Raw genomic sequence first — 24,836 nt, forward strand, 5'->3', positions numbered from 1 at the left:
CGGCCTGACGGACCTGGCACACGGCGTCGGCACCCGGCACGACCTGCCCGTCTCGGCCTTCCACGCCTACGCAGGGGCGTTCACCGCCGTGCTGTTCTCGTTCCTCGCCCTCGGGCTGCTGTGGCCTGTGTCGCGGTTCAACGGGGACAGCCCCGGCCGCCCTCTGCCGGCCGCGCTCCAGCGGGCGGCCGATTCCGCCGTGCTCCGCCGCATCCTGCGAGCGACCGGTCTCGCCGCAGCCGCCGCCGTCCTGGCGCATCTGTGGTTCGGACCCGACGACCCCGACCGCAACCCGGCTCCCGGAGCCGTGTACGTCCTGCTGTGGTGCGGGATCGTCTTGGCCTCGCTGCTGCTCGGCCCCGTCTGGCGACTGCTCAACCCGCTGCGCACCCTGCACACCCTGACATGCCGTGCGCTGCGCCTACCCGCCGACGGGCACCGGCCCGACCTGGCGCAGCGCCTGGGCAACTGGCCCGCCGCGGCCGGACTGCTCGTCTTCACCTGGCTCGAACTGGCCTCTCCCGCGCCGGCCTCCAGCGTCGTGCTGCTGGCCTTCCTGCTCGGCTACGCGGCCGTGCAACTGACGGGGGCCGCGGTCTGCGGACGCGGCTGGTTCGACCGGGGCGACGCCTTCGAGGCCTACTCCGCGCTGCTCGGCAGGCTCTCCCCGCTGGGGCGCTCACGAGGCGGACGGCTCGTGCTGCGCAGCCCCCTGAACCAGCTCGACGGCACCCCGGCGGCCCCGGGCCTGGTCGCCACGGTCTGCGTGCTGCTGGGGGGCACCGCGTACGACGGCATCTCCGGGACGCCTTCGTGGATCACCACCGTGCAGACCTCCCCGATGGGCCGCACCGCCACGGCCACACTCGGCCTGCTGGCCACCGTGGCCGCCGTCGCCCTCCTCTACCTCGCCGCCGCGGGCGCGACCAGGCTCATCGCAGGACCGGTTCCGCACCCGGTCACCGCGTTCGCGCACTCACTGGTGCCCATCACCGCCGGCTATCTGATCGCCCACTACTTCACCCTGCTCACCACGGAGGGACCGCGCACCATCGCCCTGGCGTTCGGCGCCGGCGCGGACGGCCCTGCCACCCCGGATCCACCCCTTTCGCCCAGCGGCATCGCAACGCTCCAGGTCACCGCCGTCGTCTCCGGACACATACTCGGTGTCATCGCGGCACACGACCGGTCGGTCCGCCTACTGCCCCCGGCGCGTGCCGTCGTCGGCGGAGTCCCGCTGCTGGCCGTCATGGTGTGCTACACGCTCGGCGGCATACGGCTGCTGGTGGCCTGAGAGCCCGAGACCCGGTGCGACCGTATCCGGCACCGGCCGACCGGCCGACCGGCCGACCGATCGCGAGCAGGCCGGAGACGGTGTCCGAGTGCCCGCCTCGGAGGCGGGTGTCCCGTGCGGGTGGTCAGCGCGCACCTCGGCAGGAGTGGAGGGGTGCATCTTTCTCCTTTCTCCGTCGAGCCGATGCCGGCCCGCCCCGTCATCGCACTGCCGCCTGCGGGGGCCTCTATGACTTCGGTCAGGAGGCATCGGGGGTGGTCGCGAGCCCGTAGCGGCCTGTGATGCGGTGTCCGCTGCTGGTGGTGAGGGTGATGTCGGCCTCGATCACCCGTACGCGCAGGCCGTGGAAGCGGCTGAGGTAGGAGCCGTCGGGGAGAACCGCCAGCACCGCGTGGCGCCGGTGGGCACACAGCCGCACCGGGAACTGGGAGCCGGTGCTGGCGACGCCGCGAAGGAAGTCGTCGCCGTCGAAGGCCCGATCTGCCAGCAGAAGCATCTGCGGAGTCAGCCTGGGCAGCAGCTCGGTCGCCTGGACGGGCTCACCGTTCTCGGATGGGCCGAAGACCGCGCCGAGCAGGCCGCGAGTCCCGTCTCGCATAGCACGGTCAGCCTCAGGGACGGGTAGCCCGACATGCCCCAGCAGTGTCGGACCTTGCCCAGCAGAGCCCGGACACGCGGCAGATCCGGCGCCTTGAGGGAACTGCAGCCGTCGAACGCCACAGTCCGCCGGCGCCGGTAGCGGACGCCTGGCGTGGATGGCTGTGCCAGCGGCACCGCCAGAACGTCGAACAGCAGGCGCAATGGTTCTGGCCCCAGACGCCGGCGCATCTGCCGCGGGGCGGCTTCCGAAGGAGTGCTCAGGTCGATGCCCGACAGGCCAGCTACGAGCCTGTCCCAGACACGCCGGTATCCCAGAACCGGGAACAGCCCCAGGGCCAGGACGAAGTAGACGCCGACCCGTGACGGAAGCGTACGCACACGGGCCTGAACCGTCCTGGTCTCCTTGAGCACATCATCAACGAACTCGAACGGTATGTGCGCAGTCAGCCCACCCAGGTGACCGGGGGCGAAGGCGCCCGCGGCAACAGTCGTAGTACGCGTCACGGTGCAGGTGGCAAACTGGCTCGACAACGGGATCCCCCGGTCAGGGACGTCTTGGTCGACTTCCTTCTACCAGGGGATCCCGCCCTGCACCCGCCAGAACCACCCATCCTGGACTCGCCCTTGACTCGGCCTCCGCGGCGTCAACTTCGTGGCATTGGCCCAACCGCTTCCTCGGTCAGCTCCATCACTGTCTGCAGACCTGGCAGCCGTTCGACGAAGAACGCGCCTTCGCCGCTGCTGGCTCTGTCTTCGGAAGCGTCAGACGCTCAGGCACAGTCCGTGCTGCTGTCGGCCCGCGGCTCACCCGCCTGCCCTGTCCGCTCCGGTTGCCTTACTCAGCTGGGCGGCGAGACGGACGGCGGTCTTCTCTCCAGCTCGCTGCCTGATCAGACCCTCTTTGGCAGCTGCACGAAGCCAGACTTCCGAGCTGTCCTCATCGGCCTTGAGCACTCGTGCGGTCACCACTATGGGATTCAGACCGCCGGCACCGCCGCTGGCGACAACGCGGATCGTCTCGTCCTCGCCAGAGCCAACTGGCATGGTCTCGACTACGCGGCCCGCCCTCGCGAGCACACCGGAGACGCGCTCCACCGCATCGTCGAACGGCAAGGGAACAAGCAGATCGATCTCATGGACGTCTTTTCTCATCAGCTTGGCCACCACCCGGACCAAGCGACCACTACCCCCGCCCACCGCGCCAAGAGCAGCAAGCTCCTCAGCCAAGATCTGGTCTTCGCTTTGATCCACGGACCCCACCCTCACCGATCGTTCGCCCCCACCAGGCGCCACATTTCCCGCCCGGCAGACCATGTTGACGTACGCCGACCCATGAGGCACGCCCCGCCTCCCTCACCCGGCTCAAGCGGACGACTTGACTTGTCAACCCCCTGAGATGTCTCACGGGAGGCACTTGCGATGCCCGCCGGGAACTGACCCCTCTCGGCAGCATCTTGCCGGACACGTGCTGTCTTCCGCCGCCCCGGGACCGTTGAATCGAGAACTCCTCTGCATCGAGAGCTCCTCGCAGACACCGGCGGTGCGATGTCGCCACCTCCTCATACGGTTTGACGGTCGCTTCACCTGCCACTCCTCCGGACCGGCCGGCTTACGCCCACAGCGCTTGCGTGCACGCCGTCCGTACGGCAGCGATGTCTCCGGCTGTGGGCGCCGTAGCCAACGCACCCGGCCTGAACATACGCTTTGCGATCGCAATCAGTCATGGCAGGCTCGGACTGCATGGCGCTGCGCATGCTCTGCCTGGTCTTCTTCAGCATCCGCCGCATCCTGCGGTCTCGACCCCGCACCCCGACGTAGTCCCAACGGGCCGAGGGCCTGAAGGGTCTGGGCACGGACACGGAGGAAGCCCTCGCGCTGCTGCCGGGTCTGCAGGGCGGTGACGAGTTGGTCGGTGAGACGCCGGATGTCACCGCGGAGGTCATCGTCTTGAGCGCCCTGCGGCGCAGGCAGTCCGTCCAGTTCTTCGGCCAGCGGCTTGAGGTCCTTGAAGCGTTCGGGAAACCGGGCGATCCACCACATCCGGCGCAGATCGGGGTCGGTGAGCACCTGCTGTAGCTGGGCCAGGCGGTGCAGTTCGTTGCCGTGGTCGAGATCTGCCGCCTGTCGCCGACGGGCGTGTTCTTCGGCCAGGACGCGGTCTGAGGCGGCGACATCGAACTCGGCCGTGTCGGCGGTCTCCAGCCCCGGGGTGGGGCTGCCCCACCGCATCAGGGCGGAGTTGGCTGCGTCCTGGGCCGCTGCGAGATCAAGAACGGAGTGCCGGCGCAGGATCTCCGCAGCCTGCTGGCGCAGGTGGTCACGCGCCGGCACCGTCAGGTCGTTCCGCTCACCGACACCGGGGGAGAGTCCACAGCCGGGGTGCCATCGGCGCCACGGCGGCAGCGCGGCCGTCCACGTGCGAGCGTCGAGAGCGCGACGGCCGTGCCAGTGCCGTCCTCCCGGGGTCGCTCGCCCCTGCCGGGGCGACGAGGTCCGGCAGCGGATGCCTGACTGCACCGGCCGCACAGCTTCGGGAGCGCCGGCCCGAGCGGTTCCACGGCCTGCTCGTCGGGACCCCGCTCGCGACCGCCTCGTCGGTCCTCGTGGGTGCTGGCCCTGTTGGACGGTTGTTCGAGCTCGGGTACCGTCCGAAGTCCGGCACCCGGCCGCTGTCGGGATTCGCCCCGCCGTTGCCCTGCCCGCGCGTCGTTCGCCGCCCCGGCGACCGCGCCCGTGGGGCCGGTCGGTTCAGGCGAAGCGCTGCTGTGCAGAGCCGTCGCAGGCGCGCAGGTGCAGCTTGTCCCGGGGAGTGGTGAGCGTCAGGCACATGCGTGTCGCCGCTTTCGGCCGGATGGTCCCCTCGACGAGGGCGAAGCGCTGGTTTTCCTGCCCGTGGCAGTTCCACAGGTGCGGGGACGCGCCGGCGGTGTAGTCGCTGCGGGGCATGTCCAGGCACCGGTCGTGCGTGAGGGCGCTGTGCAGCATGCCTTGCCCGGGGTCGTACCACCATGCCTGGTTGCGGCCACCGTGGCAGTCCCAGCCGGCGATTTGCGAGCCATTCGCGGTCTTCGAGCGGTACACGTCGATGCAGCCGCCGGTCGCCTCGTTGCGCAGAGGGCGGAGCATGTCGTCCCACGCGCCTTCGTAGAGCACCGGCTTGCCCGTGCTTGCCGGGTCTGCGCAGCTCGCCTCGCGCCAGTCGACGGTGTGCAGCTGGGTCAGGCAGGCCGCGAAGGCGCCGTGGCCGCGGCCGTTCGGGTGGAAGGACTGGCGCAGGGAGTTGGCATCGGGCGGGAAGGGGTTGAGCAGGTCGATGGTCAGCCCTCGTGCCCAGGCGTTGTCCATGCACACCTCGTGCCCGTGGAAGAGGCGGGAGTTGTCGAGGTAGACCGCGCCGGCGCGGCGCGCTGCCTCGCGTATTCCGCGCTCGAAGGCGGGTACGGCCGTGTTGCGGCCCCATGCCGCGTCCGAGTCGTGGCCGGTGCATCCGCCCCACAGCTTCCCCCTGAAGCCGGGGTTGTCGTAGACGTCCGGGCCGATGGGGCTGGGGTAGCCCATGACGACCAGCTGGTAGTCGGTATCCGCGTACCCGGCCCCGCGCATCACGGTCCGCAGGTCCCGTGCGGTCCTTTCGACCTTGGGCGTCAGTGCGTCGACCCGCGCCTGCCAGCCGGGATCGTAGGTGGGTTCGCAGGGCCCCTTGAAGAGCAGCCAGCGCTTGACGCAGTCGGTCATGACGGAGCCGAAACGCAGGTCGTCGTTGGCGCCGACGACCAGGAGCACCATCTTCACGGTGGTGTTCCGTGCCTTGATGGCCAGATGGTCGCTCTGGACGAGCTCGTCGGCGTGCTGCTTGGTGCCGCCGATGACGATGTGGCCCGTCCGGGCCCCGGAGCAGGCGAGGTTGTAGCTTCTGTCCGTGCCGATGTGGGTGCGGTGGATCGCCGCGTCGGGGGAGCGGTGGCACCAGTTGTCGGGCCCGTCGGTACCCCGCTCGTAGGTGCCGATGCCCTCTCCGGAGATCTCGCTGTCGCCCAGCGAGGCGACCGAGGTCAGCCGGTCGTCGAAGGGGCGCTCGGCAGGGCTCCCGTACAGCGATGTCGCCTCCGCCGCCCGGATGCGCTCCAGTTGCGCCGGTAACGGCGTCGACACGGTTGCCGGGGTACCGGCCCCGTCGGCCGACGCCGTGCCTGCCAAGCCGCCGAGGACGGTCACCGACGCGGCGACGACCGCGAATGCGTGTCTGAGCCTGTGTCTTCTGCGGTACATGCCCGCCTCCTGAAAGTGGGGGTTACCCCTGGTTACTTACGGGTGTGTGAAGCGGCTGGGAACACCGAGAACAGGACAAAGAAGGCCGGGTCGATGCCCACGCCCTCCGCCGTTGCGTTCCGCAGACCCCGAAGGGACGGCGGCGCGTTGCGCTGTCGGCCGTCCGGATCCGACGGCCGCCGCCGACAACCGGCCGCCTTGCCCCGGCCATCCTTGCGTCGTGGTGTCCGGCCGCCACGGTCTCCGGCGGGTCGCCGCCTGAGCCGGAGCGGGCGAGCATCAACACCCGTGTCCCCGCCGGGCCTTGTGGAGTGAGTTGAGCTCAGCTTAAGGTGCCGGGGTGACCCCACCCACACGGCCGAGGGCTGCCGCCTCACGGGCGCTGCTGCTGCAGGCCGCCGCCGAGGAACTCGCAGAGAACGGCACCCTGGAGGTCGCCGCCGTCGCCACCCGCGCCGGAGTCAGCGCAGGCCTGCCCTACCGGTACTTCGGCACCCGCAACGGCCTGCTCATCGCCGTGGTCGAAGCGTTCTACGAGCGGCTCGCCGAGGCCTGCGCGCTGCGCGAGTACGACGAAGCGACATGGGCCGAACGCGAGTGGCAGCGCCTGCGCGACTGGGTGGACTTCCTGTACGCCGAACCGCTCGCCCCACTCATCCTGGGCGGCCTCGCCGGCGACGGCGAGGTCGCCGCCTCCCACTCACGCCGCCGCTCCCTCCTCATCGACATGGGAGCCCGCAACATTGCCCGGGCCCAGCACACGGGCGAACTCCCACCGCACCAGGACCCGGAGCTGCTTGCCGCCGCCACCCTCGGCGGCGTCACCGACCTGGTGTCGGTGGCACTTACCCGCACGCCGCGCCCGAGTGCCGAGGAGGTAAGGGTCCAGCTGTGGGCGTTCGTCAGCGGTGCGGTGAACCTGCCGGCACCGCGGCACACGCCGGAGCAGGCCGGGCCGTGAACGGCCGGGCGCCTCGCCCGGCAGTCCACCACGCCCACACGTTCCCGTCCGCGCCTGCGGCGCGCACACGAAGGGGGTGTCCAGCAGTGGAACGGGGTGCCCACCGCATGGGAGGTACGGGTACGGGCTTGTCGGGGCAGCATCCACGCCGAGCCGGCCCCGCTGAACCCGCTGTGCGGAGCCGGCCGCAGGTCTGCCCCGCCGGACCGGACCAGCCCCGACCCGGCAAGGACGCCGACACGCCCTGTGCCCCCGCCTGCGGGAAGACCCACCCGCGCCCCGAGCCCGTCCTCGCTCAGCCGCCACGCGCCCCCTTGCTGCGGACAGTGCTCCCGCCCCTGTCGGCAGCCCCGCCGTCGATCACCGGCGCCCGCCGGACAGTGACACCCGCCACGGGCGGTTCTGCCGACCCGGCCCACCAAGGAGCGAGATGCGCAGCTTCTGCGTCACCGAGTACGCCGACCGCGTGTGGAACGGCGCCGTCGACGACAGCATCATCAGCACCCCGCAGAGCGGCCAAGGAGTCATCGACGTCGCCGAAGGCGTCGGCTGGCGGCCCGGCTTCGGCAATGTCATCGCCTTCCGGTCGGCCGAAGAGCTGATCCTCTTCGACACCGGAAACCCCTACGACGCGCACGCACTCCACGACGACCTGCGCCGTTGGAGCGCGGCACCGGTCACCACCGCGATCTTCTCCCACGGCCACATCGACCACGTGTCAGGGACCGGGCCCTTCGAGGCCGAGGACGGACCGGGGGTCACCGTCATCGCGCACGAGAGGATCGAGGCGCGTTTCGACCGGTATGTCCTCACCGGCGGCTACAACGCTGTGATCAACCAACGGCAGTTCCAGTTACCGGAGTTGGCCTGGCCCACCGGCTACCGCCGCCCCGACGTCACCTACCGGGACGGCATGACCCTCACCCGCTCCGGCCTGGCCTGCGAGCTGTTCCACGTCCAGGGTGAGACCGACGACGCGACCGTCGCCTGGTTCCCGCACCAGCGCATCCTGTGCCCGGGGGACATGTTCATCTGGCTCGCCCCCAACTGCGGCAACCCCCAGAAGGTCCAGCGCTACCCCCGCGAATGGGCCCTGGCCCTGCGCCGCATGGCCGCACTCGGTGCCCAGACCATGCTCCCCTCGCACGGTGCTCCCGTCTTCGGCGCCGACCGCATCCGCCAGGCACTGGAGGAGACCGCGCAGTGGCTCGAGAGCCTGGTGGAGCAGACCCTCACCGGACTCAACGCCGGTGCCCGGCTGGACGAGCTGGTGCACACCGTCCGCGCGCCCGAGCACCTGAACGACCGGCCCTACCTGCGGGCCTGGTACGACGAGCCGGAGTTCATCGTCCGCAATCTGTGGCGCCAGTACGGCGGTTGGTACGACGGCAACCCCGCACATCTGAAACCGGCTCCCGAAGCACGGCTGGCCGGCGCGCTCGCCGAACTCGCCGGAGGCGCCACAGCGCTGGCCGACGCCGCGCGGCGGCACGCCGACGCCGGAGACCTCCGCCTGGCCGGTCATTTCGCCGAGCTGGCCGTGCTGGCCGAGCCGGACTGCCCGGCGGTGCACCGTGCGCGGGCCGATGTCAACGAGGCCCGGGCCGAGGCGGAGGCGTCCTTGATGGCACGGGGCATCTTCCGCTGGGCGGCGTCCGAGTCACAGCGCGCCTGCGACGGTGCCCCGGAGCGCCCCGTCACCCCCCACCCGACTACCGGCACGCCGACGGGCACCCCGTAGCTCCGACGTCCCCACGGACAAGGACCGGCAGGGCCGATGCCGACGGTTCGCACGGCCGGTGAGGAACCGTCCTTCACGGCGTGGCCCACGGCAACCACGGGGCGCTCGCGTCCGGCCCTTGCAGGAGGTCCTGCACGATGCACCGCTCTTCTCTTCGCCGATCGCCGCACCGGGGAGGTCGCGAGTGGGATCGGTGACCGGTGACATAGCGCCTGCGGCACTCGGCATCGCCCTCTCGCCGTTTCCCGTCGTCCCCGCGATCCTGCTGCTCCTCGCCCCCCGGCCCGCGGCGGCAGGTGGCGCCTTCCTCGCAGGCTGGACGGCCGGCATCGCCACAGCCGCCTTCCTGTTCACGAAACTGGCCTCCGCGGCCCGTATCCCTGCCGAGCCTCCCTCCTGGGCCTCATGGGCCCGGATCGGTCTCGGCGTCCTCCTGCTGCTCGTCGCCGTGCGGCGGTGGTGCACACGGGGAGAAAGGACGGATCCCGCGTGGATGCGGGCGCTGGACAGGGCCACGTGGGGCCGGGCTCTGCGGCTCGGACTGCTCCTGTCGGCGGCCAATCCGAAGATACTTCTGCTGGCCGCCGCCGGGGGTATGTCGATCGGCTCGGCCGCACTGACCACCTGGGGGACGATCACGGCAGTCGCCGTGTTCACCCTGATCGGTTCGTCCACCGTGGCGCTACCACCGCTGCTGCGCGTGCTGGTGGGCGTACGGATACTCGGTCCGCTCCACGAGGCGAAGGCATGGCTCAGGACCCACAACACCACGATCGTCGTGCTGGTGATCACCGTGGTCGGGCTGGTGCTGATCGCCAACGGCGTCGGCGGACTGTGACACCGCCGAACCCGAGGGCGCGGCTGATCTCGGCGACCGAGCGCGAGCCCCGCCTCGCCCCACCACGTTGCGGCCCGCCGATGAGCGGGTGTCCGAGCTGAAGATCTCCACCGTCACCGCCGTGGTCCGGGCACGACCGCACCCGGGGGTCCAGCGGGCCCGCACCGCCCAACTCGCCACGGCCGGCGTCTCCCACGCCTCAGCACTGACCAGCATCCGCCGCTGCGAGGAATCCCGTCGCTTCCGCGACCGTGAACGCGCCGAAGGCAGGCGACGCGGTCAGGCGGCCCGGGTCAGGGCGAGCCGGCGTCCTGCGAGCGCACGTGCGTGAGGGACGGTGCTGCAACCATGGACCGCCCGTCACTTCGGCGGCGGCGGAGCGGGCACTTCACCCGGGCCCGCAGCCCACGCCGCGACGGAGCCGGCACAGCACGAAGGACCCCGGCGATCACACCGCCGGGGCCCTCTGCCGTTCTGCCGGCCCTGTCTCGGCTGCCCGAGGGAGTGTGCCGCACCGGCGGCAGGGGGATGACGGCACACTCTCCCGATACTCCCGGGAAGACGCCGCTCCCCACGTGGCGCCGGCCCGAGCGGTTCGCGAACTGGCGGTCCCGCGCGGGGGCGGCGAGGCGGATCATGTCAGTCGTCCGCTGCGGCATCCGTCTCTGCGCCGTCGGCTGCGGATTCGGCGGAGTCGAGGAGCCTTTGCATCTCGGCCGGAGCGGCCGGAGCGGCCGGAGCGGCCGGAGCGGCCGGATCGGCGGTGGACGGCGCCGAAGTACGCGGTACCGGTGCGCTGTTGCCTGACGGGGCAGTGTCCGGTCCGCATCCGGCGGTAAGCAGCGCGGCAGCGAGTACGGCCGCCGCGAGCGCGACGGTGCGGGCCCTGCGGGCCGACGGCGTCATTGCTTCTTGGCGCCGTTGCCGTTGGTCTCGCACCATGGCTCGACCGCTGCGACGTCCTTCTGTCGCGTGAGCGCTTGGACCAGAGCACCGGGACGAAACCCAAGGATCTTCCTCAAGCGGCTTGACGCGATACAGCAGCCTGGGGCGAAGGGGGAGTGAACTCCTATGCGGCTGACAGGCTGCTGCTATGCGAGACCTAATTGTCAACGAAATTGTCGGTGGTATGGTCAACTCAGAGCACGGACACAAGCCGAGAACGCAGGCGGCCCACCGCTCCCGCCGCTGGTTCATGAACAAGGCCCTCCTCGCAGGCGGCGTCTCCGCCGTCGCGGTCATGGGCGGCTACGCCGCCGGCCGGGCCGTCGCGGAGGAGACGTCCTCCGCGACCGCCGACGCCGCGGCGAGCGCCTCCCCGTCCGGCCCGCCGTCCGGTGGCGGCTTCGGACAGACGATCGCGTACGACGATTTCGTCGGCGTCACCACCGACGGCACTGTCCTCGGTGACCTGTACGCGATCCACCGCACCGGCGTCTCCACCACGCCAGTGGTCCGCGCCGGGGCAGCCTTCGTGAACGCGCTGACCGGCGAGCAGAAGTCGGCCACACTCTTCGACATCGACGCCGACCAGTGGCTCGAGTGGACCAACGTCGACGCCAACGACCGCGAGGGCCTCGCCCTGCGCGACATGACGGAGAAGCAGTACAAGCTCGCCGTCAAGCTGCTCAAGGCCGCACTGTCGGCACGCGGGCTGGAGAACGCCACCCAGATCCGCAAGCTCAACCACTTCCTCGGCGAGTACAGCGGCGACACCGCGAAGGCCCTCAACTACGACGCCTACTGGTTCACGATCATGGGCACCCCGTCGGCGACCGACCCCTGGGGCTTCCAGTTCGAGGGCCACCACCTGGTCATCAACTACTTCGTCCTCGGCGACCAGGTCGTCGCCACCCCGACCTTCCGCGGCTCCGAGCCCACGAAGATCACGTACGACGGCGTGGACTACCACCTCTTCCGCGAGGAGACCGCCGCGGGCCTCAAGATGGTGCGCTCGCTGAACGACCCCCAGCTCGCCGTCGCGGCGCCGGGCAGCGAGGAGAAGACCGGCGCCAACCTGACCGTCGGCGCGGGCAACGACAATGCTGTCCTGCCCTACAAGGGCCTCAAAGGATCGGAGCTGAACCGCAAGCAGCAGAAGCTGCTGCTCGAACTGGTCGAGGTCTACACCGGCACCATCGACGAGGGGCACTCCCGGATCTGGCTGCGGGACATCGAGAAGCACCTCGACGACACGTACTTCTACTGGATCGGCGAGACCGAGGACCACTCCGCGTTCTACTACCGGGTGCATTCCCCGGTCGTGCTGATCGAGTACGACGCCGAGTCGCCGCTCGCCTACCACGAGGACGAGGACGCCGGCTCAGCCTCCCCCACCCCGTCGGCGACGGCCTCCGCCTCGGCGACGGCCGGGTCGGGCGGCGGCATGGGCGGCCCGAACGGAACTCCCACCCAGCAGCACATCCACACCATCATCCGCACCCCCAACGGCAACGACTACGGTGTGGACCTGCTCAAGCTCCACCTGGCGCACGACCACTGACACCGGGTCCACTCCGCGACGGAGGGCCTGAGGGGCGCCGGGCGGGCGCCGTCATTGTGGTGCCCGCCAGGTGAAGCCGGAGGCATCGCAGTGCCGGGCGCGGACGCTGGAAGCGCGACGAGGGGAGTTCCTGGAGGCGGTTCACCCCGCGCCGGCCCCGCAGCGTCTGGTCCCTACGCAACGTCGCCAACGTGGCCCGGTTGGAGGCGGCCGGCCTGATGCTGCCCGCCGGCCGCGCCGCGGTGGACGCCGCGAAGGCCGACGGGCGGTGGACGGCCGCCTATGCGCCGTCGTCGGAAGCGGAGGTGCCGGCCGACCTGCGGGCCGCGATCGCCGCCGACCCAGCGGCGCAGGCGATGTTCGTGGTGCTCACCAGGACCAATCGCTTCGCCCTCATCAGCCGGGTCAATGCCGTCAAGCGGGCCGAGACACGCACCCGGAAGATCGCCGAGTGCGTGGCGATGCTGGTCCGGCACGAGACGGTCCACCCGCAGCGGGCCAAGCCGGCGGGCCCGCCGACGTCGTGACCGGGCGTCTGCCGGAACGTCGTTGCGGGTCTGTGACCAGCGACGACGCTGCTGCCTCGGCCTGCACCCGGAAGGGCTCCGGCAGAGCATGGACGAGCTTGCGCAGAGCTGCTTTCACGGCCGGCGTCGCAGCCGAGGCCGGGCCGACAGCCAGGAACAGGGCGCGGGCCTCACTGGCGGTCAACCCGGACAGGTTGGTACGGGCGCCGCCCACGAGGCGCCAGCCGCCGCCTCGGCCCTGCACGGAATACACGGGCACCCCGGCCATGGCCAGGGCGTCGAGGTCGCGGCGGGCGGTGCGCTCGGAGACCTCCAGCTCTCGGGACACCTCTGCCGCCGTCACCTGCTCGCGCCGTTGCAGCATGAGAAGGATGGCCACCAGCCGGTCAGGTCGCCTGCCCTGTACGCAGTCGTCGCACGTCCCGCACGAGCGCGTACAAGGCACTGAGGAAGATCGCAGCTCCAGCCGCGATCCAGAGAGCCGATGCCCCGGAGCGGTACTCGCGAACGGCGCCGGCGAGCAACACCGTGCTTGCAGGAACACCGAAGGCCGAGATCAGAGCGCTGACGCGGTTGGTCACACGGACATCATCACCGACAACCTCGCCGCGGGAGTGATCCAACGAGTCGGCCTAGGTGCTCGTGGTCTCGTCCGGGTGGAGGGCATCGAGGATCAGGGTGAGACCGAAGGCGAATTCGTCGGCGTAGTCGTAGCCGGGCTTGAGAACGTGCTCGGCGGCCAGTTCGGTGAGGTGGGGGTAGGCGCCGGCGGGCATCTCGCGCAGGATGGCGCCCGCGACCTCGTCCGGCTCTGCCGCGCCTGTGAACGGCAGGCTCAGTTCCTGGAGCACGAAGCCGTACAGGTAACTGTCGATCAGTGAGACCGCGTGCGCGGCCATGGGGACGGAGAACCCTCCAGTTCGCAGCGCTCCGATGACGGCATCGTGGTGACGCAGGGTCGCCGGGCCGGGCCGGGCGCGGGAGTCCATGAGGCCGATGGCCCAGGGATGGCGCCTGAGGACGGCACGGGCGGATTCCGCGCGGTGGCGCATGGCGCTCTTCCACTCCGTTTCGAGTGCCGGTAGGTCGATCTCGCTGAATACCGTGTCCACCATGCCGTCGAGGATGTCTTCCCGGCCTGCCACGTGGTGGTAGAGCGACATCGCCTCGACGCCCAGCGGTTCGGCGATGGCGCGCATGGTAAGCGCGGCCGCCCCCTTCTCGTCCGCCACCGCCACCGCTGTGCGGATCACGCGCTCCCGGCTGAGCGGAGTGCGCGCTGACGTCCCGCGTCGGTCCTTGCCTCTCTCGCGCATGCTCCCATCCTTCTCTTTCCCTTCGGCTCCTCTTGACTACCTTACAGCATAAGGCTAGCTTGCCTTACGACGTAAGGTGGACATCTGGTGAAAGGGCTGGGCGATGGGCACGGATCGAGTGAAGAGGGTCTGCATCGTCGGGGCTTCGGGGAAGCTCGGGCAGTACATGGCCAGGCACGCGCTGGAACGCGGCTACGAGGTGGTCGGCGTGTGCAGGGAGCGCAGCGTGCCGAAGCTGGCCGCATTCGAAGGCCGGATGACCGTCGTCCCCGGACCCACGAACGACCCGGATGTGATCCGGCGGGCGGTCGCCGGGTGCGACGGCGTTTTGACGGTCCTGGTGCCCTGGGGCGTGCAGCAGTACGCGTCGGGTACGGCGCAGGCGGTTCTCGACCACGCACGTCCCGGCGCTCGCCTGGTCTTCTCCTGCGGCTGGCACATCTCGCGTGACGGCAAGGACAAGTACTCACGGACGTTCACCATGGGCGTCCGGACCGCCGCGGTGCTGGGCAAGCTCGTCCGCGCCGTCGAGATCGACGACCAGGTCGAGGCGTGCCGACGGGTGTTCGCCAGCGACACCCGGTGGACCGTGGTGCGCGGCAGCTCCCTGGAGGAGGGCGAGAGCCAGGGCCTGCCCGTGTGGAGCCGGCACGTGGGTGACCCGGTACTGTCCAGCAACCTGACGCGCCGGGTGGACTTTGCGCTGTTCATGGTGGAGGCGCTCACCAACGACATGCTCGTCCAGGAAGCCCCGGCGATCGTCGGCTGCCGAACAGCCAGTGCCCTCGCCCACACCGGCGGCCCTCATGACCACGCCTAGCCATGCTGGACAGGTGGTGGTGCGAACAACCCGAGTCGGCCATCGGCATGCAGCCCGGACACAGGCGCGGCCGACCGGTGGACGCTGCCTCCACCACCAGGGCACCGGAGGACTTGCCGGCGGGGCGGTGCAGGGGCGGCGGAGGATGCGCCGACGGCCGGTGGATCGCCTCGTGATCGCCATACCGCCCGAGTAGGACAGCCGCTGTCCTCGCTGAGCGAGCCAGGCGACGAAGTCGTGGGTGCAGCCCGCGGAGTCGGTGCGGATCAGGGTCCGGCGCCCGCGCCGGTTCCTCTTCGGCAGCTGGGCCAGGGCCAGTTGGACGACGGTGATGTGGTCGGCCGCCGTGTGCGATCCCGCGTTGGCTGGGCAGTCCCCGCCCAGTGCGACTGCCCGAGCCGCGTCCAGTAGATCTGGCCCGGATGTGCACCGCCCGAGCCTTCCACCACGGCGTCAGCGCCGCTGATATCGCGGTGTCCAAGCTGGCCGCGGACGGTCTCGACCAGCGGCACGCCCCCGGCCCGCGAGACCGCCCGGCCGCCGCCCTCGACGCGGACACGCGGGCACGACCCGATACGCCTCTTCACCTTGCTCCACGCACTGCGCAACGGGACGGAGACCGAGACGGCCGGCGAGTTCAGCGCCGAGGTGAACCGGGCACGGGAAGCCTGGCGCGAAGCCCTGCTGGAACGCGGCATCATCTCCTTCCTGCGGGACGCGCTCGCCGACTTCAGCACGACGCCGGCACCCGACAGAGCCGCATCCCTGCGCGGCCGTATCCCACACCTCGGATACAGCCGCCCCGGCCTCAGCAGCGCGGAGGACGAAACCGAGCCGGAGGCGCGCCCGAGCTTCACCAGCCCAGACTTCGTCAGCCCTGATTTCGGAGGTCCCGAGCACGATCCGGAGTAGCTCCGGCTCATGCCGTAGGACGCTTCCGACAGGGACGAGATGATGAGATCAGGGCCCTGTGGGTTGAGCTTGAGCATGGACCCGTTCAGTTCTTCGGTGATCTGTCCGAGGCCAGCGCCGCAGACCGGCGGCTTTGACGCCGCCGACTTCGCCTGCCGCGTCGATGCTGCAGGCGGCGACGTCACCGCCGCCGTGCACCTGTGGCTGGTCGAGACCGGACGCATCCGCCCGGACGCCCACATCATCCATCTGGAGGTCCGTACCTGGCGCCGCCCCTGACCGGACCTGAAGGCAACTGCCCCTCCACGCGGAGCTGTCAGCGCTCAGTCTCTGCGTGCTGTGCCTCGGCCTCAGGAACTGCTGCTGACTTGGGCGCGGTGTAGAAGACAGACCTTCCTTGCTTGGTGCGCTCTGCCTGGCTCTTGGCCACGAGCCCTTCGAGCGTGACGCGTACGACCTTGTCCGCGAACTGGCGCTCGGGGTGGGCCTGGCCGAGCGCGGCGGAGATCTCCGCAGCCGAGCGCGGTTCCTTCAACTCGAGGAGGTGGCGGCGGATGAGTTCGACGAGGGTGGGCTGGGTCGCCTTCGCGGCATCGGCCGGCTTGGCAACGGGCTTCTTGGCTGCTGCCTTCTTGGCTGCTGCCTTCTTCGGTGTGGCGGTGGACTTGCGGGCCGTCTTCCCACCGCGTGCGGCGCCGGTGTTTTGCCGGGGTGAGGGGACCGTGGCGCTCTCGGCCTCGGCTTCGGAGTGGGCCGGCGCCTGGGTGATGCCGAGCGCCTGCTGCACGTTCACCAGCACTGCGTGGTCGTGCTGCACCGCGGCAAGCTGCTCTTGCAGGGAGGCGATCTCCGCGGTGATACGTTCCTGCTCTTTCGCATTGCGTTCGAGGTCGCTTGTCACCTGGGCGACGTAGTGGGATGTCAGTTCTGTGGCGCGAGTCGTTGTCTCGGGCATGGGACTGGCCTTTCTCGGTGAATGAACGTCCTGCGGGCTGCACCACATGGAAGTGACAGCCCGCTTGGGGGAGGTCTAGGCGGCCTGGCAGGAAGTCGTGCATGATGCCTCGGTGCACAGATGGTACGGACAAGCAGCGCTGGTTGTTCGTACCAGGTGGCGACTTCTTACTCTTGAGACAGCCTCACAACTCTCATGGCTGGTGTCCGCGAGGTAGCGGCGGAACGCGACTGGGCCTGCTGCTTGGGCAGTTGTCAGAACACCTCGTCGGTCTTGCGGCCGTGCCGCCATGTCTGCAGAGTGCGTGTGGTCACCGGCCGGTCGGGGGAGTTCCCCGGTCTGCTGAGGGGAGTGTCCTGGTGGAGGTGCCAATGCCGGGGGCGGCGGAGGGCCGGATGGTGTTGGCTGTGGATGTCTCGCGTACCCGGGCCTCTCCTTTGAGGTCCTGGAGGAGAAGGTCGCCGACTCGCTGACCAAAGTCGTACGAGTTCAGCCCCCCCGGGGGTGAGCGCCTGTCGCAGATCAAGCGCAACGGCGACGGCACGACCGAGGACGGCTACTACGGCCACACCGACGTCGAGACCCTGACCGACGACACCGGCGACACCAAGGTCGCTTACCGCTACACCGCCTACGGGTCCGACAGAGCAGCAGCCGGAGCAGAGCGCCAAGTGCGACCGTGGTCGAGGAGGGCGCCGTCCTCTGGGTGGGGCCGCATTAACAGCGAGGGCGTGGAGCGGTCGCCTGGTACAGCCACCTGGCGGAGGGCCGGCGCGAGGTGCTGCCGGAGGGGACTTCGAGCGAGCCATGGGTGATTGGGCACTGGAGGCTGCTGTCGTGGGGCAGCGCGAGGATGACGCTGACGCGGTTGCGGACGGCCGAACACGGATCGAGGGGCTTCTACCGGCCCGGCATCCCTGGCAGGTGTGGATGGCGTGGCTCGTGCTGAACAGACAGCAGAGACCGGTACGGGGCAATCCACACCGAGATTGCGTTGAGCGAGTCACTGATCTTGCGAAACAGTGCGAGTGAGACCCTTGAAGAGAGTGGATCGTCGATAGTATCGGTGTGCACGAGCTGGCATGGGAGGGTGAGTGGGCCAGTTGGGATACGGTCAAGTCGCGATGAATGCGACCGAGGCGCGGAGTGATCTCTATGCCCTGGTCAAGCGTGTCGAGGAGGACGGGCGCACCACACTGATCCACAAGCGGCAGGATCGCGCTCTGCTGGCCCCGCTTGACCGGCTTCCGGCAGCCCGGCAGGGAGAGGCACTCCCGTCCCACACCCTCAGCGCGGCCCAGAGCAGGTTCGGCGAGCTCGTCACCAAAGCGGCTCAGGGCGCGCCGCAGTTGCTGCGGCGTGGCACCACACCGGTCGCGGTCCTGCTGCCAGTCGACCCTGCCGTTGGAACCTCTTGGCCCGACCCGGCCGCGCTCGCGGCGACTGGAGGAGGCGTGGTGACCGGCACTCACGAGCGCAGCGTGCACCGTAGGCTTGCCACGCTCGGCGACGCCATCGGTGCGATGCTCACTGCCAGTCCTGCCGCAGGCCCCATGTTCGGGCTGCCCGGGTTGGACAGCGTCGTCGGCCGTTTGCCGGCAGGCCGGCTGACAGTGGTGGCTGCACCGCCGAACGTCGGCGGGAGCCTGCTGGGGCTGGCCGCGGCCCGGCGGACTGCGCTCGTCGACAAGCATCGCGTCCTGTACGCCGCGTCCGGGCCGAACCGGGATGACATCTTCCGCCGGATCCTCGCGGCGGAAACGAGTGGCGACTACCCCCGCCTGAAGCAGGGCCGGTTCACCCCGCACGAGCAGGAGGTCGCACAGCAACTGGGCCAGGCCCCGCTGCTGATCGATGACGGCAGCGGCCTGACTGCCGAGGCGATCGCGGACACCGCTCCGCACGTGGATGACCTGGCCCTCGTGGTGGTGGACCGGCTCCAGGCTGCCCACAGCGCTCGGCTTCCGCTGTCCGGGGACCGTCTGCCGGACGCCTCCCAGGTTCTGGCGGCCCTCGCCCGCTCTCTGCCTGTCCCTGTTCTGGCCGTCGTGGACAGTGACGATCCCACGCTCCTGAGCCTCCTGGATGCCGACGTCCTCCTGACGCTTGCCGTGACCGCGAACCCCGCCCAGGTCCACATCACCATTGCTGAACGCGACCTCGGCACCGTCGGTTCGGCCTACCTGCAGCCCGACCTGCTCCACGCCCGCTTCCTCGACGCGGACGCCGGGACCAGTGACCATGCCCCCGGCCCTGCTGCCTCGGTGCCTGCGGCCGGCAGCGGAACGGCAGCTCTGGATCTGGCCGAAGCCGCCCTCCCTTACACCTCCGGTGGGCATCAGGGGATCCCCGCCGCCCTCACCCACGAGCTGGCGGCCTGGCGTACCGCCGTCGCCAACCATGATCAGAAGACCCTGAAGGCGATCCTGCCCTCCCTGCTTCAGGCCGCTGCAGCCGCACCGCAGTTGCCGAAGACTCACGAAGGACACCGCCTCGCCGGCGCGCTACGCGCCTTCACCTCACCCGTTTCCGTTGGCACCTCCGGCAGCACCGGCCAGGACCCTGCGACCGAGAGGAGCCTCCAAGTCCCAGCGAACAGTGAGCGGGCGCGCGAAGACGTCACGGAGGACCGGGACGACGACCGGGTCGATCTGGCGCCAGGAGATGAGGACGACGAGCCCAAGGGCCATGTCTTCCCTGCCCTGAGGATCCTCAAGGACGCGGTCGACCGCTCGAAGATGCACCCGATCAAGGTCATCCGCACGGACGAGCGGGAGAGCGGTCCGTGGCCACTGATCAGTGAGCACATGGACGGCGAGCCGCGGTGGGTCCACCCCGATGTCAGCAGCACACGGGTGCCCTTCATCAGGGCGAACGGCAAGCGGGTGCGACGTGATCAGCTCGATGTTCCTGCCGGGTTCGGGGCGGGCGTGCTGTGCCTGATTGACCGCAACGGGTCCTACCCGTCGGCGTGTTCGGCCGTTCCTCTGGCCCCGAACAAGCTCCTGCACACCGGGCCCCTTGCCGCATTCGACAAGGGCGGCGCCGGGATCTACCTCATCGACATCCCGAAGTGGACCCGCACCGACATGCCCCACCCGCTGGGCCGGATCATCGACCGGCCCGACGCCCAGGGCCGCGTGTGGGTCACCACCCCGCACATCAAGCAGTTGGAGAGGCTCGTCCGCGACGGCCACCTCGCCGCGATGCCGACCATCCACAACTCCTGGACCGGCAAGGCCAACGAGTCCCTGTTCAAGCCCTTCTACGCCGCCGCCCGCCAGGCCCGCATGGAACTCGTGCAGGCCGGCGGCGAGCCGTACAAGGCGTACAAGACCCGGCTGTCCATCGCGCTGCGCCTGCTGTGGCCCAAGCGCGAGGAGCAGAAGTCCCCGTTCTGGCGGCCGGACTGGCGCATGAGCATGGTCGCCGAGGCCTCCGTCCGTCACTGGACCACGGCCTTCAAGGCGGTCCAGGAAGGCCACACGCTCATCGCCCTGCGTAACGTCGACGCGGCCGTCTTCTGGACGCCGCCCGACACGCCTCCGGACACGTACCGGATCGGTACTGGCTTCGGCGAGGTCAAGGCCAAGTTCGTCCAGGCCGGCGAGGTCATTCCCGAGGGCGACGACTGATGGCCGGGCCCACTGGCCACGGAGGATCCCTGGGCGCCGCCCTTGGTGACCTTCTGCGTGGCCAGGTCACCCCCAGGCACCGGCTGTCGTCGTACAACGCCAAGCACTGGCACGCCCAGCTCAGTCAGCTCACCGGAACCCACCGCGGCTACCAGGCCCTGGAGGATGCCGGTCTCGACGTGACCGTCAAGACGCTGCTCGCGTGGCTGTCGGATCCGGAGTACAACGTCCGCCGCGGCTACCGCGACCTCATCCACGCTGCATACGAGAACGTCGCCATCGTCCCTGCCGAACCGATCCCAGACCGCGTCAAGGACGGCCAGTACGAGATCAGCGGCTGGGTCACCACGGGCAGCGACCGGCGCCAGCGCGGAACTCGGGACGCCGCGCCCCTGCGGATCGACGGGAGCCGGGGCGACTGGAACGCGATCGAGGAGCTCTGGATGGCCGGCGAACTCACCGACGATGACTTCGAGGACCACTTCATCGACGACGTCATCGTGCAGGACATCGGCGAAGGCACCGACGGATGGACCTTCGACGGCAGCTCGTACTCCGTCGAGCTCAGGTAAGACACCAGAGGGGACCCACCCCGAGCATGAGCACAAAGCCTGAACGGCCCGCGTTACCACTGATCACCGTGCCCGTGCCCGTGCCCGTGCCCGCGCCCGCGGACGCGGACGCCCGCCGCAGTGTGGCCGATCTCCTTACAGCCGCAGGTGCAGGTCGGGGGAGGCACAGCATCTCCTGGCGGTGATCGAGGCCGGTGCCGTGGAAGGTGCCCACGCCGAAGGCCCCGAACTGGGCGCCTGAGCGCCCGTCGGCGGCGGCGACGAGTTCGGTAAGGGCCGGGTCGGTGCCGCCCAGGCAGTGATGAGCAGGCTCACCCACATCGCTGACCGCAGCGTCCACCAGGCGCGCACGGTCGCTGCGATGGAGCCGTCGGCCATGTCGAGCCCGGAGCCACGCCGCGCGACCACGGCGGCCGAGGCCGTGGGGGCGGGGCAGGCCACCGGGTGTTGGAGGCGGCCGAGCGGATCTTCGATACCGTGACTGGCCACACCGGCTACAACCGCGACCTGTCGGAGGAGATCCTCACGGCCGTCCTGAGATGCGTCAGCGCCGAAGAACAGGTCGGCTGCGTACGGCAGCTGGAGACCTTCGCTGAGGCCAAAAGGGGAGCGCCTGGCGCAGCTCTACGGGAAGTACGGGCCGGGCGGGCCGCTCGGCGGACAAGAGCCGCCGCTACTTGACGCACCAGCCGGAGAGCGTTGTGGTCTGCGAGCATCTCGACACCGTCCCGATGTGGCTCGACGCGGTGTGGAACGACGAGATCGACGCCGAGCTGACGCTGGAGCGCTTCACCAAGTACTGGCGTTTCGGCGCGAAGATCGGTTGGGGTTGCCGTCCTGAGCGGGCGCATGAAGCAGAGGAGGACGCGTTGAGCCTGGCTCGTACGGTCAAGGCAGCTTCTTGAAATCGCCAGTTCACGAGATTCACCGGCCGACTGCTCGTCGTACTGGCACACTCCTTCCATGACCATTCAGGGGGTTCCTCCCGAACTTGCACACTATTATCCGGGTTGGATTTGGGATGCTCAGTCCGTAGGCGAACTGAAGAGCCTGCTTCTCTTCTTTGACGGGTTCGCCCTTCTTCTGCCCGAAGAACACTTCCAGGCGGCGGTGACTCACGAAGCAGAGTTGGCACAGCCCCTGCAAGAGGCCGGTCTGCTGCACAACTTCGAGCCGAGGACCTGGCTGGATGCTGATACCGCGCAGATCATTCGGCGGGCTGCGATACGCAGTCGCCCGGAAGGGTCCTCCTCAGGCTCCATCACGAGCAGACACTTTTCGGGGCCGGTGTCCATCTCCATGGGTCACATGGCTGCCGATCCCCCTACCGCCGATCGCATCGTGGACGAGATGCTGCGCTCGGGAACCATCATCCGTCGTCGGCCAGACCTGGGACCGGACATGGTCGACATGCCGATGCGTGCACGCGCCGCAGTCCTGCTGACTCTAGGCCTTGCCGCGCAGACGAAAGTGGCCAGTCACCGGATCCATCTGGTGGGTGACCTGAGTCAGGCGACCAGAGAGCAAAGCGACCCGCTGCCGCAAGTAGGGCAAGCACTGTCAAGGGCCGAAAGGATAGGTCGGCTTCTCCATGAAGACGTCCTGAACGTCGGTGTGGACCTATCCGCGGCTCCTTTGGACGAGATCTTGGACTATCGGCGCGAACACGGCGAGGCCTACCGAACCTACGCTCGAGGCCTTCGGGAGTTCGTCGGTGACCTTGAGGCCGCCGAACCAATTGACCGCCCGCGGATGCTGCACGAGCGGTCAGAGTCGATCGCGGACCACGCTGCAAAGATTCGCCGTGCCCGGCGTGCTTGGGGGCGCCCAGTAACGGCGCTGGCACTTGCGGGCGCTGGTGCGGCGTGGACCCTGCACCAAGCCGATATCTGGGGGGCAGTTCTCGGAGCGCTGGGAGCAGCAGCGGGCTTCGCACCTCCTCCCACCCCGCAGTCCCCGTTCACCTACTTGTTCGAGACACGAAGGATCTCCTGAGAGCTTGCAGATCATCAATGTGTTGATTCCGGCGAGGAGGACGACGCTCGGCGGATCCGCTCCCGTCCGCGGTCGGTCGGCGTGTACTTCGCCGCGGAACAGGCGTTGCTGAAGCCGTTGGCGGCAGAGCCGTTCGAGACGGGCCGGCTGTTCGCGCTGGGGGTGGACCGCTACAGCCAGATCAGCGTCCGCACGAACCACTACTCGGTGCCGGTGCAGCTGATCGGAAGACGGGAACAAGTCCGTTCCGCCGAGAAGTGCACCCCGGTCCACGACGCCTGGTGGGCCGCTGCCTGCAAGGCCGACGGCGACCGGGACGGCACGAGAGCGCTGATCGAGGTCCTGCTGGGGAGCCGGCACATGCCCCACGAGCACCCTGATCGCCGGACTCGCCGCAGCCCTGCGAGCGGGAGCGATGACCTCGGACGCGGTCACGTTGGAGGCCCGCAAGGCCGCGGAGGCGGACGACACCTCGGCCTCGGCGCCGTCCGGGCCTGCGGGGTCGGACCGGTTCCGGCAGCCGAAAGTCACGTCGCTGACCGAGCGGAGGCTGGTGCACCTGCCGCCGGGCACCCGGCCGCTGCCCTCCGTGTCCGTCCACGACCGGTTACTGCGACGACGCCGGCCAGGCGGCCGACCCAATCCGGAGGGAGAAGTGCCATGACCGACGCGCTGGGATACATGGAACTTGACAAACACGGCGCCGAGTTGTTGTTCCAGGTTTTAACCGAACGGGAAGAGAAGAACAGCGTCGCCATTGCCTCCAACGAACGTTTTGGAGGGTGGACCAAGGCGTGCACGGACCCGCGACTTTGCGCGGCCATCGTCGACCGTGTCACCTTTGGCGGGAACATCATCGAGACCGGCACCGATTCCAACCGCCTCGCCCAGACCAAAGCGCAGGCCGAACACGCCACAGCGAGCTGATCTGGGGCCATGATGGAAACGATCATTGGCGTCGTGGCAAGCCTTGCCGGTGTCTTCGTGGGAGCTTCCCTGACCCAGCGGTCAGCCGATCGGCAGCGTCGACTGAGCGTCACCTTTGACCTGCACCAGGAACTGCACGGACCGGATATGATGCGCGCACGGCACGCCGCAGCCGAACTCGTCGACCAGTATGCGGACAAGGACTACCAGGAGCTGCGGGACCTGTTGGGTTTCTCAGGCATATCCGACCTCCAACAGGTCATCTACTTTTTCCAGCGGCTCTGGATCGCGATCGAGTTCGGCGCTCTCCAGAAGGAATACGCAGTGCGCCTGTTCGGCGACACGTTCTCCTGGTGGTATGACACGACGTTCCACACGATGCTCATTCCGACGCATACCGAGATGGCTCACGACATCGAAGCCCTGCATGCTTGGATGCTCCGCCATTCGAGCACAGAACAGCGGCAGCGCTGGCGGGGAAACAGACCTGATGCGTGGCGAAGGAGGGACACGCAAGGCTCCTGACGGTTGCTGTCATGTGGGAGTGTAAATCTAACGGCCCTGTCTCACTTTCGGTGGTGACGGAGCGTCGTGACGCCTCGTTGGCATTCGCGTGAAGGATGTCAACGAGCTTGTCCAGGTGGTGTTTTCGGGCCTGTTCCCGCTGGTCATAGACGACGTGGTCGACGAGGGTGAGCGGATCGTGGTGCGTGCGCGAACGCCGCAGAACATGGCGCCGTGTCCGGTGTGCGGGGTGTCGTCGGGGCGGGTGCACGGCTATCGCTGGCGGACTGTGGCTGACGTGCCGGTCGACGGGCGGCGGGTGGTGGTCCGTGTGCGGGTGCGGCGCCTGGTGTGCCCCACCCGCGGCTGCCGACATACCTTCCGCGAGCAGGTGCCCGGAGTCCTGGACCGATACCAGCGACGCACCACCCACCTGACCAGGCAAGTCAAGGCGGTGGTCAAGGAGT

Annotated in this window: 22 protein-coding genes and 7 pseudogenes; 20 read left to right on the plus strand and 9 right to left on the minus strand. The window is 69.3% G+C overall.

The genetic code is table 11. The features are described 5' to 3' along the window. The first annotated feature begins 4 nt into the window (after window positions 1–4). Window positions 5–1,294, plus strand: coding sequence for a hypothetical protein (locus AC3ETA_RS43260; RefSeq protein WP_432198421.1), 1,290 nt, complete (start codon window positions 5–7; stop codon window positions 1,292–1,294). Between the two features lie 253 nt (window positions 1,295–1,547). Here the strand turns inward: AC3ETA_RS43260 and AC3ETA_RS43265 are convergent. From AC3ETA_RS43265 to AC3ETA_RS43280, 4 genes and pseudogenes are all read right to left on the minus strand, one after another. Continuing rightward, window positions 1,548–2,425, minus strand: a pseudogene (locus AC3ETA_RS43265) (transposase domain-containing protein); the annotation flags it as partial. A gap of 273 nt (window positions 2,426–2,698) precedes the next feature. Continuing rightward, entirely contained in the window at window positions 2,699–3,145 is a 447-nt protein-coding gene (locus tag AC3ETA_RS43270) for a hypothetical protein (RefSeq protein ID WP_432198399.1), read from the minus strand. Window positions 3,146–3,610: 465 nt separating this feature from the next. After that, window positions 3,611–4,225 carry a hypothetical protein gene (locus AC3ETA_RS43275; protein WP_432198400.1) on the minus strand — a complete coding sequence of 205 codons (615 nt, stop codon included), beginning with the start codon at window positions 4,223–4,225 and terminating at the stop codon, window positions 3,611–3,613. A gap of 417 nt (window positions 4,226–4,642) precedes the next feature. Next, complete coding sequence (locus tag AC3ETA_RS43280) at window positions 4,643–6,163, minus strand: ricin-type beta-trefoil lectin domain protein (protein ID WP_432198401.1); 1,521 nt, start codon at window positions 6,161–6,163, stop codon at window positions 4,643–4,645. 340 nt (window positions 6,164–6,503) lie between these two features. On the opposite strand from AC3ETA_RS43280, the gene AC3ETA_RS43285 reads away from it, so the two are divergent. From AC3ETA_RS43285 to AC3ETA_RS43315, 7 genes and pseudogenes are all read left to right on the plus strand, one after another. Beyond that, on the plus strand, window positions 6,504–7,124 hold the full coding sequence (locus AC3ETA_RS43285; protein ID WP_432198402.1) for a TetR/AcrR family transcriptional regulator: 621 nt from the start codon (window positions 6,504–6,506) through the stop codon (window positions 7,122–7,124). A 430-nt stretch (window positions 7,125–7,554) separates the two neighbouring features. Next, window positions 7,555–8,865: an alkyl sulfatase dimerization domain-containing protein gene (locus tag AC3ETA_RS43290; protein ID WP_432198403.1), complete on the plus strand. Its 1,311-nt coding sequence runs from the start codon at window positions 7,555–7,557 to the stop codon at window positions 8,863–8,865. A gap of 184 nt (window positions 8,866–9,049) precedes the next feature. Continuing rightward, the gene (locus AC3ETA_RS43295) at window positions 9,050–9,703 is read left to right on the plus strand and encodes a GAP family protein (protein ID WP_432198404.1); all 654 of its coding nucleotides are present in this window, start codon (window positions 9,050–9,052) and stop codon (window positions 9,701–9,703) included. An 88-nt stretch (window positions 9,704–9,791) separates the two neighbouring features. Further along, window positions 9,792–10,034: a hypothetical protein gene (locus AC3ETA_RS43300; protein WP_432198405.1), complete on the plus strand. Its 243-nt coding sequence runs from the start codon at window positions 9,792–9,794 to the stop codon at window positions 10,032–10,034. 798 nt (window positions 10,035–10,832) lie between these two features. After that, window positions 10,833–12,206, plus strand: coding sequence for a DUF3500 domain-containing protein (locus AC3ETA_RS43305; RefSeq protein WP_432198406.1), 1,374 nt, complete (start codon window positions 10,833–10,835; stop codon window positions 12,204–12,206). A 122-nt stretch (window positions 12,207–12,328) separates the two neighbouring features. Further along, window positions 12,329–12,433: pseudogene (locus AC3ETA_RS43310) on the plus strand (YdeI/OmpD-associated family protein); the annotation flags it as partial. Beyond that, window positions 12,425–12,733: a YdeI/OmpD-associated family protein gene (locus AC3ETA_RS43315; protein ID WP_488187669.1), complete on the plus strand. Its 309-nt coding sequence runs from the start codon at window positions 12,425–12,427 to the stop codon at window positions 12,731–12,733. The pseudogene AC3ETA_RS43310 and the gene AC3ETA_RS43315, both read left to right, overlap by 9 nt. 4 nt (window positions 12,734–12,737) lie before the next feature. Here AC3ETA_RS43315 and AC3ETA_RS43320 read toward each other — a convergent pair. The 3 genes and pseudogenes from AC3ETA_RS43320 to AC3ETA_RS43330 form a co-directional block, all read right to left on the minus strand. Continuing rightward, a pseudogene (locus tag AC3ETA_RS43320) lies at window positions 12,738–13,112 on the minus strand (helix-turn-helix transcriptional regulator); the annotation flags it as partial. 7 nt (window positions 13,113–13,119) lie between these two features. Then, complete coding sequence (locus AC3ETA_RS43325; protein WP_432198408.1) at window positions 13,120–13,314, minus strand: hypothetical protein; 195 nt, start codon at window positions 13,312–13,314, stop codon at window positions 13,120–13,122. Window positions 13,315–13,365: 51 nt separating this feature from the next. After that, complete coding sequence (locus tag AC3ETA_RS43330; protein ID WP_432198409.1) at window positions 13,366–14,049, minus strand: TetR/AcrR family transcriptional regulator; 684 nt, start codon at window positions 14,047–14,049, stop codon at window positions 13,366–13,368. 103 nt (window positions 14,050–14,152) lie between these two features. Between AC3ETA_RS43330 and AC3ETA_RS43335 the strand changes: the two genes are divergently transcribed. Next, complete coding sequence (locus AC3ETA_RS43335) at window positions 14,153–14,869, plus strand: NAD(P)-dependent oxidoreductase (RefSeq protein ID WP_432198410.1); 717 nt, start codon at window positions 14,153–14,155, stop codon at window positions 14,867–14,869. A 123-nt stretch (window positions 14,870–14,992) separates the two neighbouring features. Here the strand turns inward: AC3ETA_RS43335 and AC3ETA_RS43340 are convergent. After that, a pseudogene (locus tag AC3ETA_RS43340) lies at window positions 14,993–15,456 on the minus strand (IS1380 family transposase); the annotation flags it as partial. A 1-nt stretch (window position 15,457) separates the two neighbouring features. Between AC3ETA_RS43340 and AC3ETA_RS43345 the strand changes: the two are divergent. Together AC3ETA_RS43345 and AC3ETA_RS43350 are read left to right on the plus strand one after the other, a co-directional pair. Beyond that, window positions 15,458–15,781 carry a hypothetical protein gene (locus tag AC3ETA_RS43345; protein WP_432198422.1) on the plus strand — a complete coding sequence of 108 codons (324 nt, stop codon included), beginning with the start codon at window positions 15,458–15,460 and terminating at the stop codon, window positions 15,779–15,781. Between the two features lie 120 nt (window positions 15,782–15,901). After that, a pseudogene (locus AC3ETA_RS43350) lies at window positions 15,902–16,060 on the plus strand (helix-turn-helix domain containing protein); the annotation flags it as partial. A 37-nt stretch (window positions 16,061–16,097) separates the two neighbouring features. Here the strand turns inward: AC3ETA_RS43350 and AC3ETA_RS43355 are convergent. Next, window positions 16,098–16,736: a hypothetical protein gene (locus AC3ETA_RS43355; RefSeq protein ID WP_432198411.1), complete on the minus strand. Its 639-nt coding sequence runs from the start codon at window positions 16,734–16,736 to the stop codon at window positions 16,098–16,100. 421 nt (window positions 16,737–17,157) lie between these two features. On the opposite strand from AC3ETA_RS43355, the pseudogene AC3ETA_RS43360 reads away from it, so the two are divergent. The 9 genes and pseudogenes from AC3ETA_RS43360 to AC3ETA_RS43400 form a co-directional block, all read left to right on the plus strand. Beyond that, a pseudogene (locus AC3ETA_RS43360) lies at window positions 17,158–17,380 on the plus strand (hypothetical protein); the annotation flags it as partial. Window positions 17,381–17,860: 480 nt separating this feature from the next. After that, window positions 17,861–20,371, plus strand: coding sequence for a DnaB-like helicase C-terminal domain-containing protein (locus AC3ETA_RS43365; RefSeq protein ID WP_432198412.1), 2,511 nt, complete (start codon window positions 17,861–17,863; stop codon window positions 20,369–20,371). Next, window positions 20,371–20,943 (plus strand): hypothetical protein, encoded by a 573-nt coding sequence (locus AC3ETA_RS43370; RefSeq protein ID WP_432198413.1) that lies wholly within the window; start codon window positions 20,371–20,373, stop codon window positions 20,941–20,943. Before AC3ETA_RS43365 ends, AC3ETA_RS43370 begins: the two co-directional genes overlap by 1 nt. A 477-nt stretch (window positions 20,944–21,420) precedes the next feature. Continuing rightward, entirely contained in the window at window positions 21,421–21,624 is a 204-nt protein-coding gene (locus AC3ETA_RS43375) for a hypothetical protein (protein ID WP_432198414.1), read from the plus strand. Further along, the gene (locus tag AC3ETA_RS43380; RefSeq protein ID WP_432198415.1) at window positions 21,621–21,848 is read left to right on the plus strand and encodes a hypothetical protein; all 228 of its coding nucleotides are present in this window, start codon (window positions 21,621–21,623) and stop codon (window positions 21,846–21,848) included. Before AC3ETA_RS43375 ends, AC3ETA_RS43380 begins: the two co-directional genes overlap by 4 nt. 58 nt (window positions 21,849–21,906) lie before the next feature. Then, complete coding sequence (locus AC3ETA_RS43385; RefSeq protein WP_432198416.1) at window positions 21,907–22,938, plus strand: hypothetical protein; 1,032 nt, start codon at window positions 21,907–21,909, stop codon at window positions 22,936–22,938. 666 nt (window positions 22,939–23,604) lie between these two features. After that, a pseudogene (locus AC3ETA_RS43390) lies at window positions 23,605–23,865 on the plus strand (ATP-binding protein); the annotation flags it as partial. Window positions 23,866–23,874: 9 nt separating this feature from the next. Beyond that, window positions 23,875–24,390, plus strand: a complete 516-nt coding sequence (locus tag AC3ETA_RS43395) for a hypothetical protein (RefSeq protein WP_432198417.1) — start codon at window positions 23,875–23,877, stop codon at window positions 24,388–24,390. 88 nt (window positions 24,391–24,478) lie between these two features. Further along, window positions 24,479–24,836 (plus strand): transposase family protein (locus AC3ETA_RS43400; protein WP_432198418.1); only part of this gene is annotated, 358 nt, incomplete at its 3' end.

The sequence above is a fragment of the Streptomyces sp. bgisy027 genome (assembly GCF_057710365.1).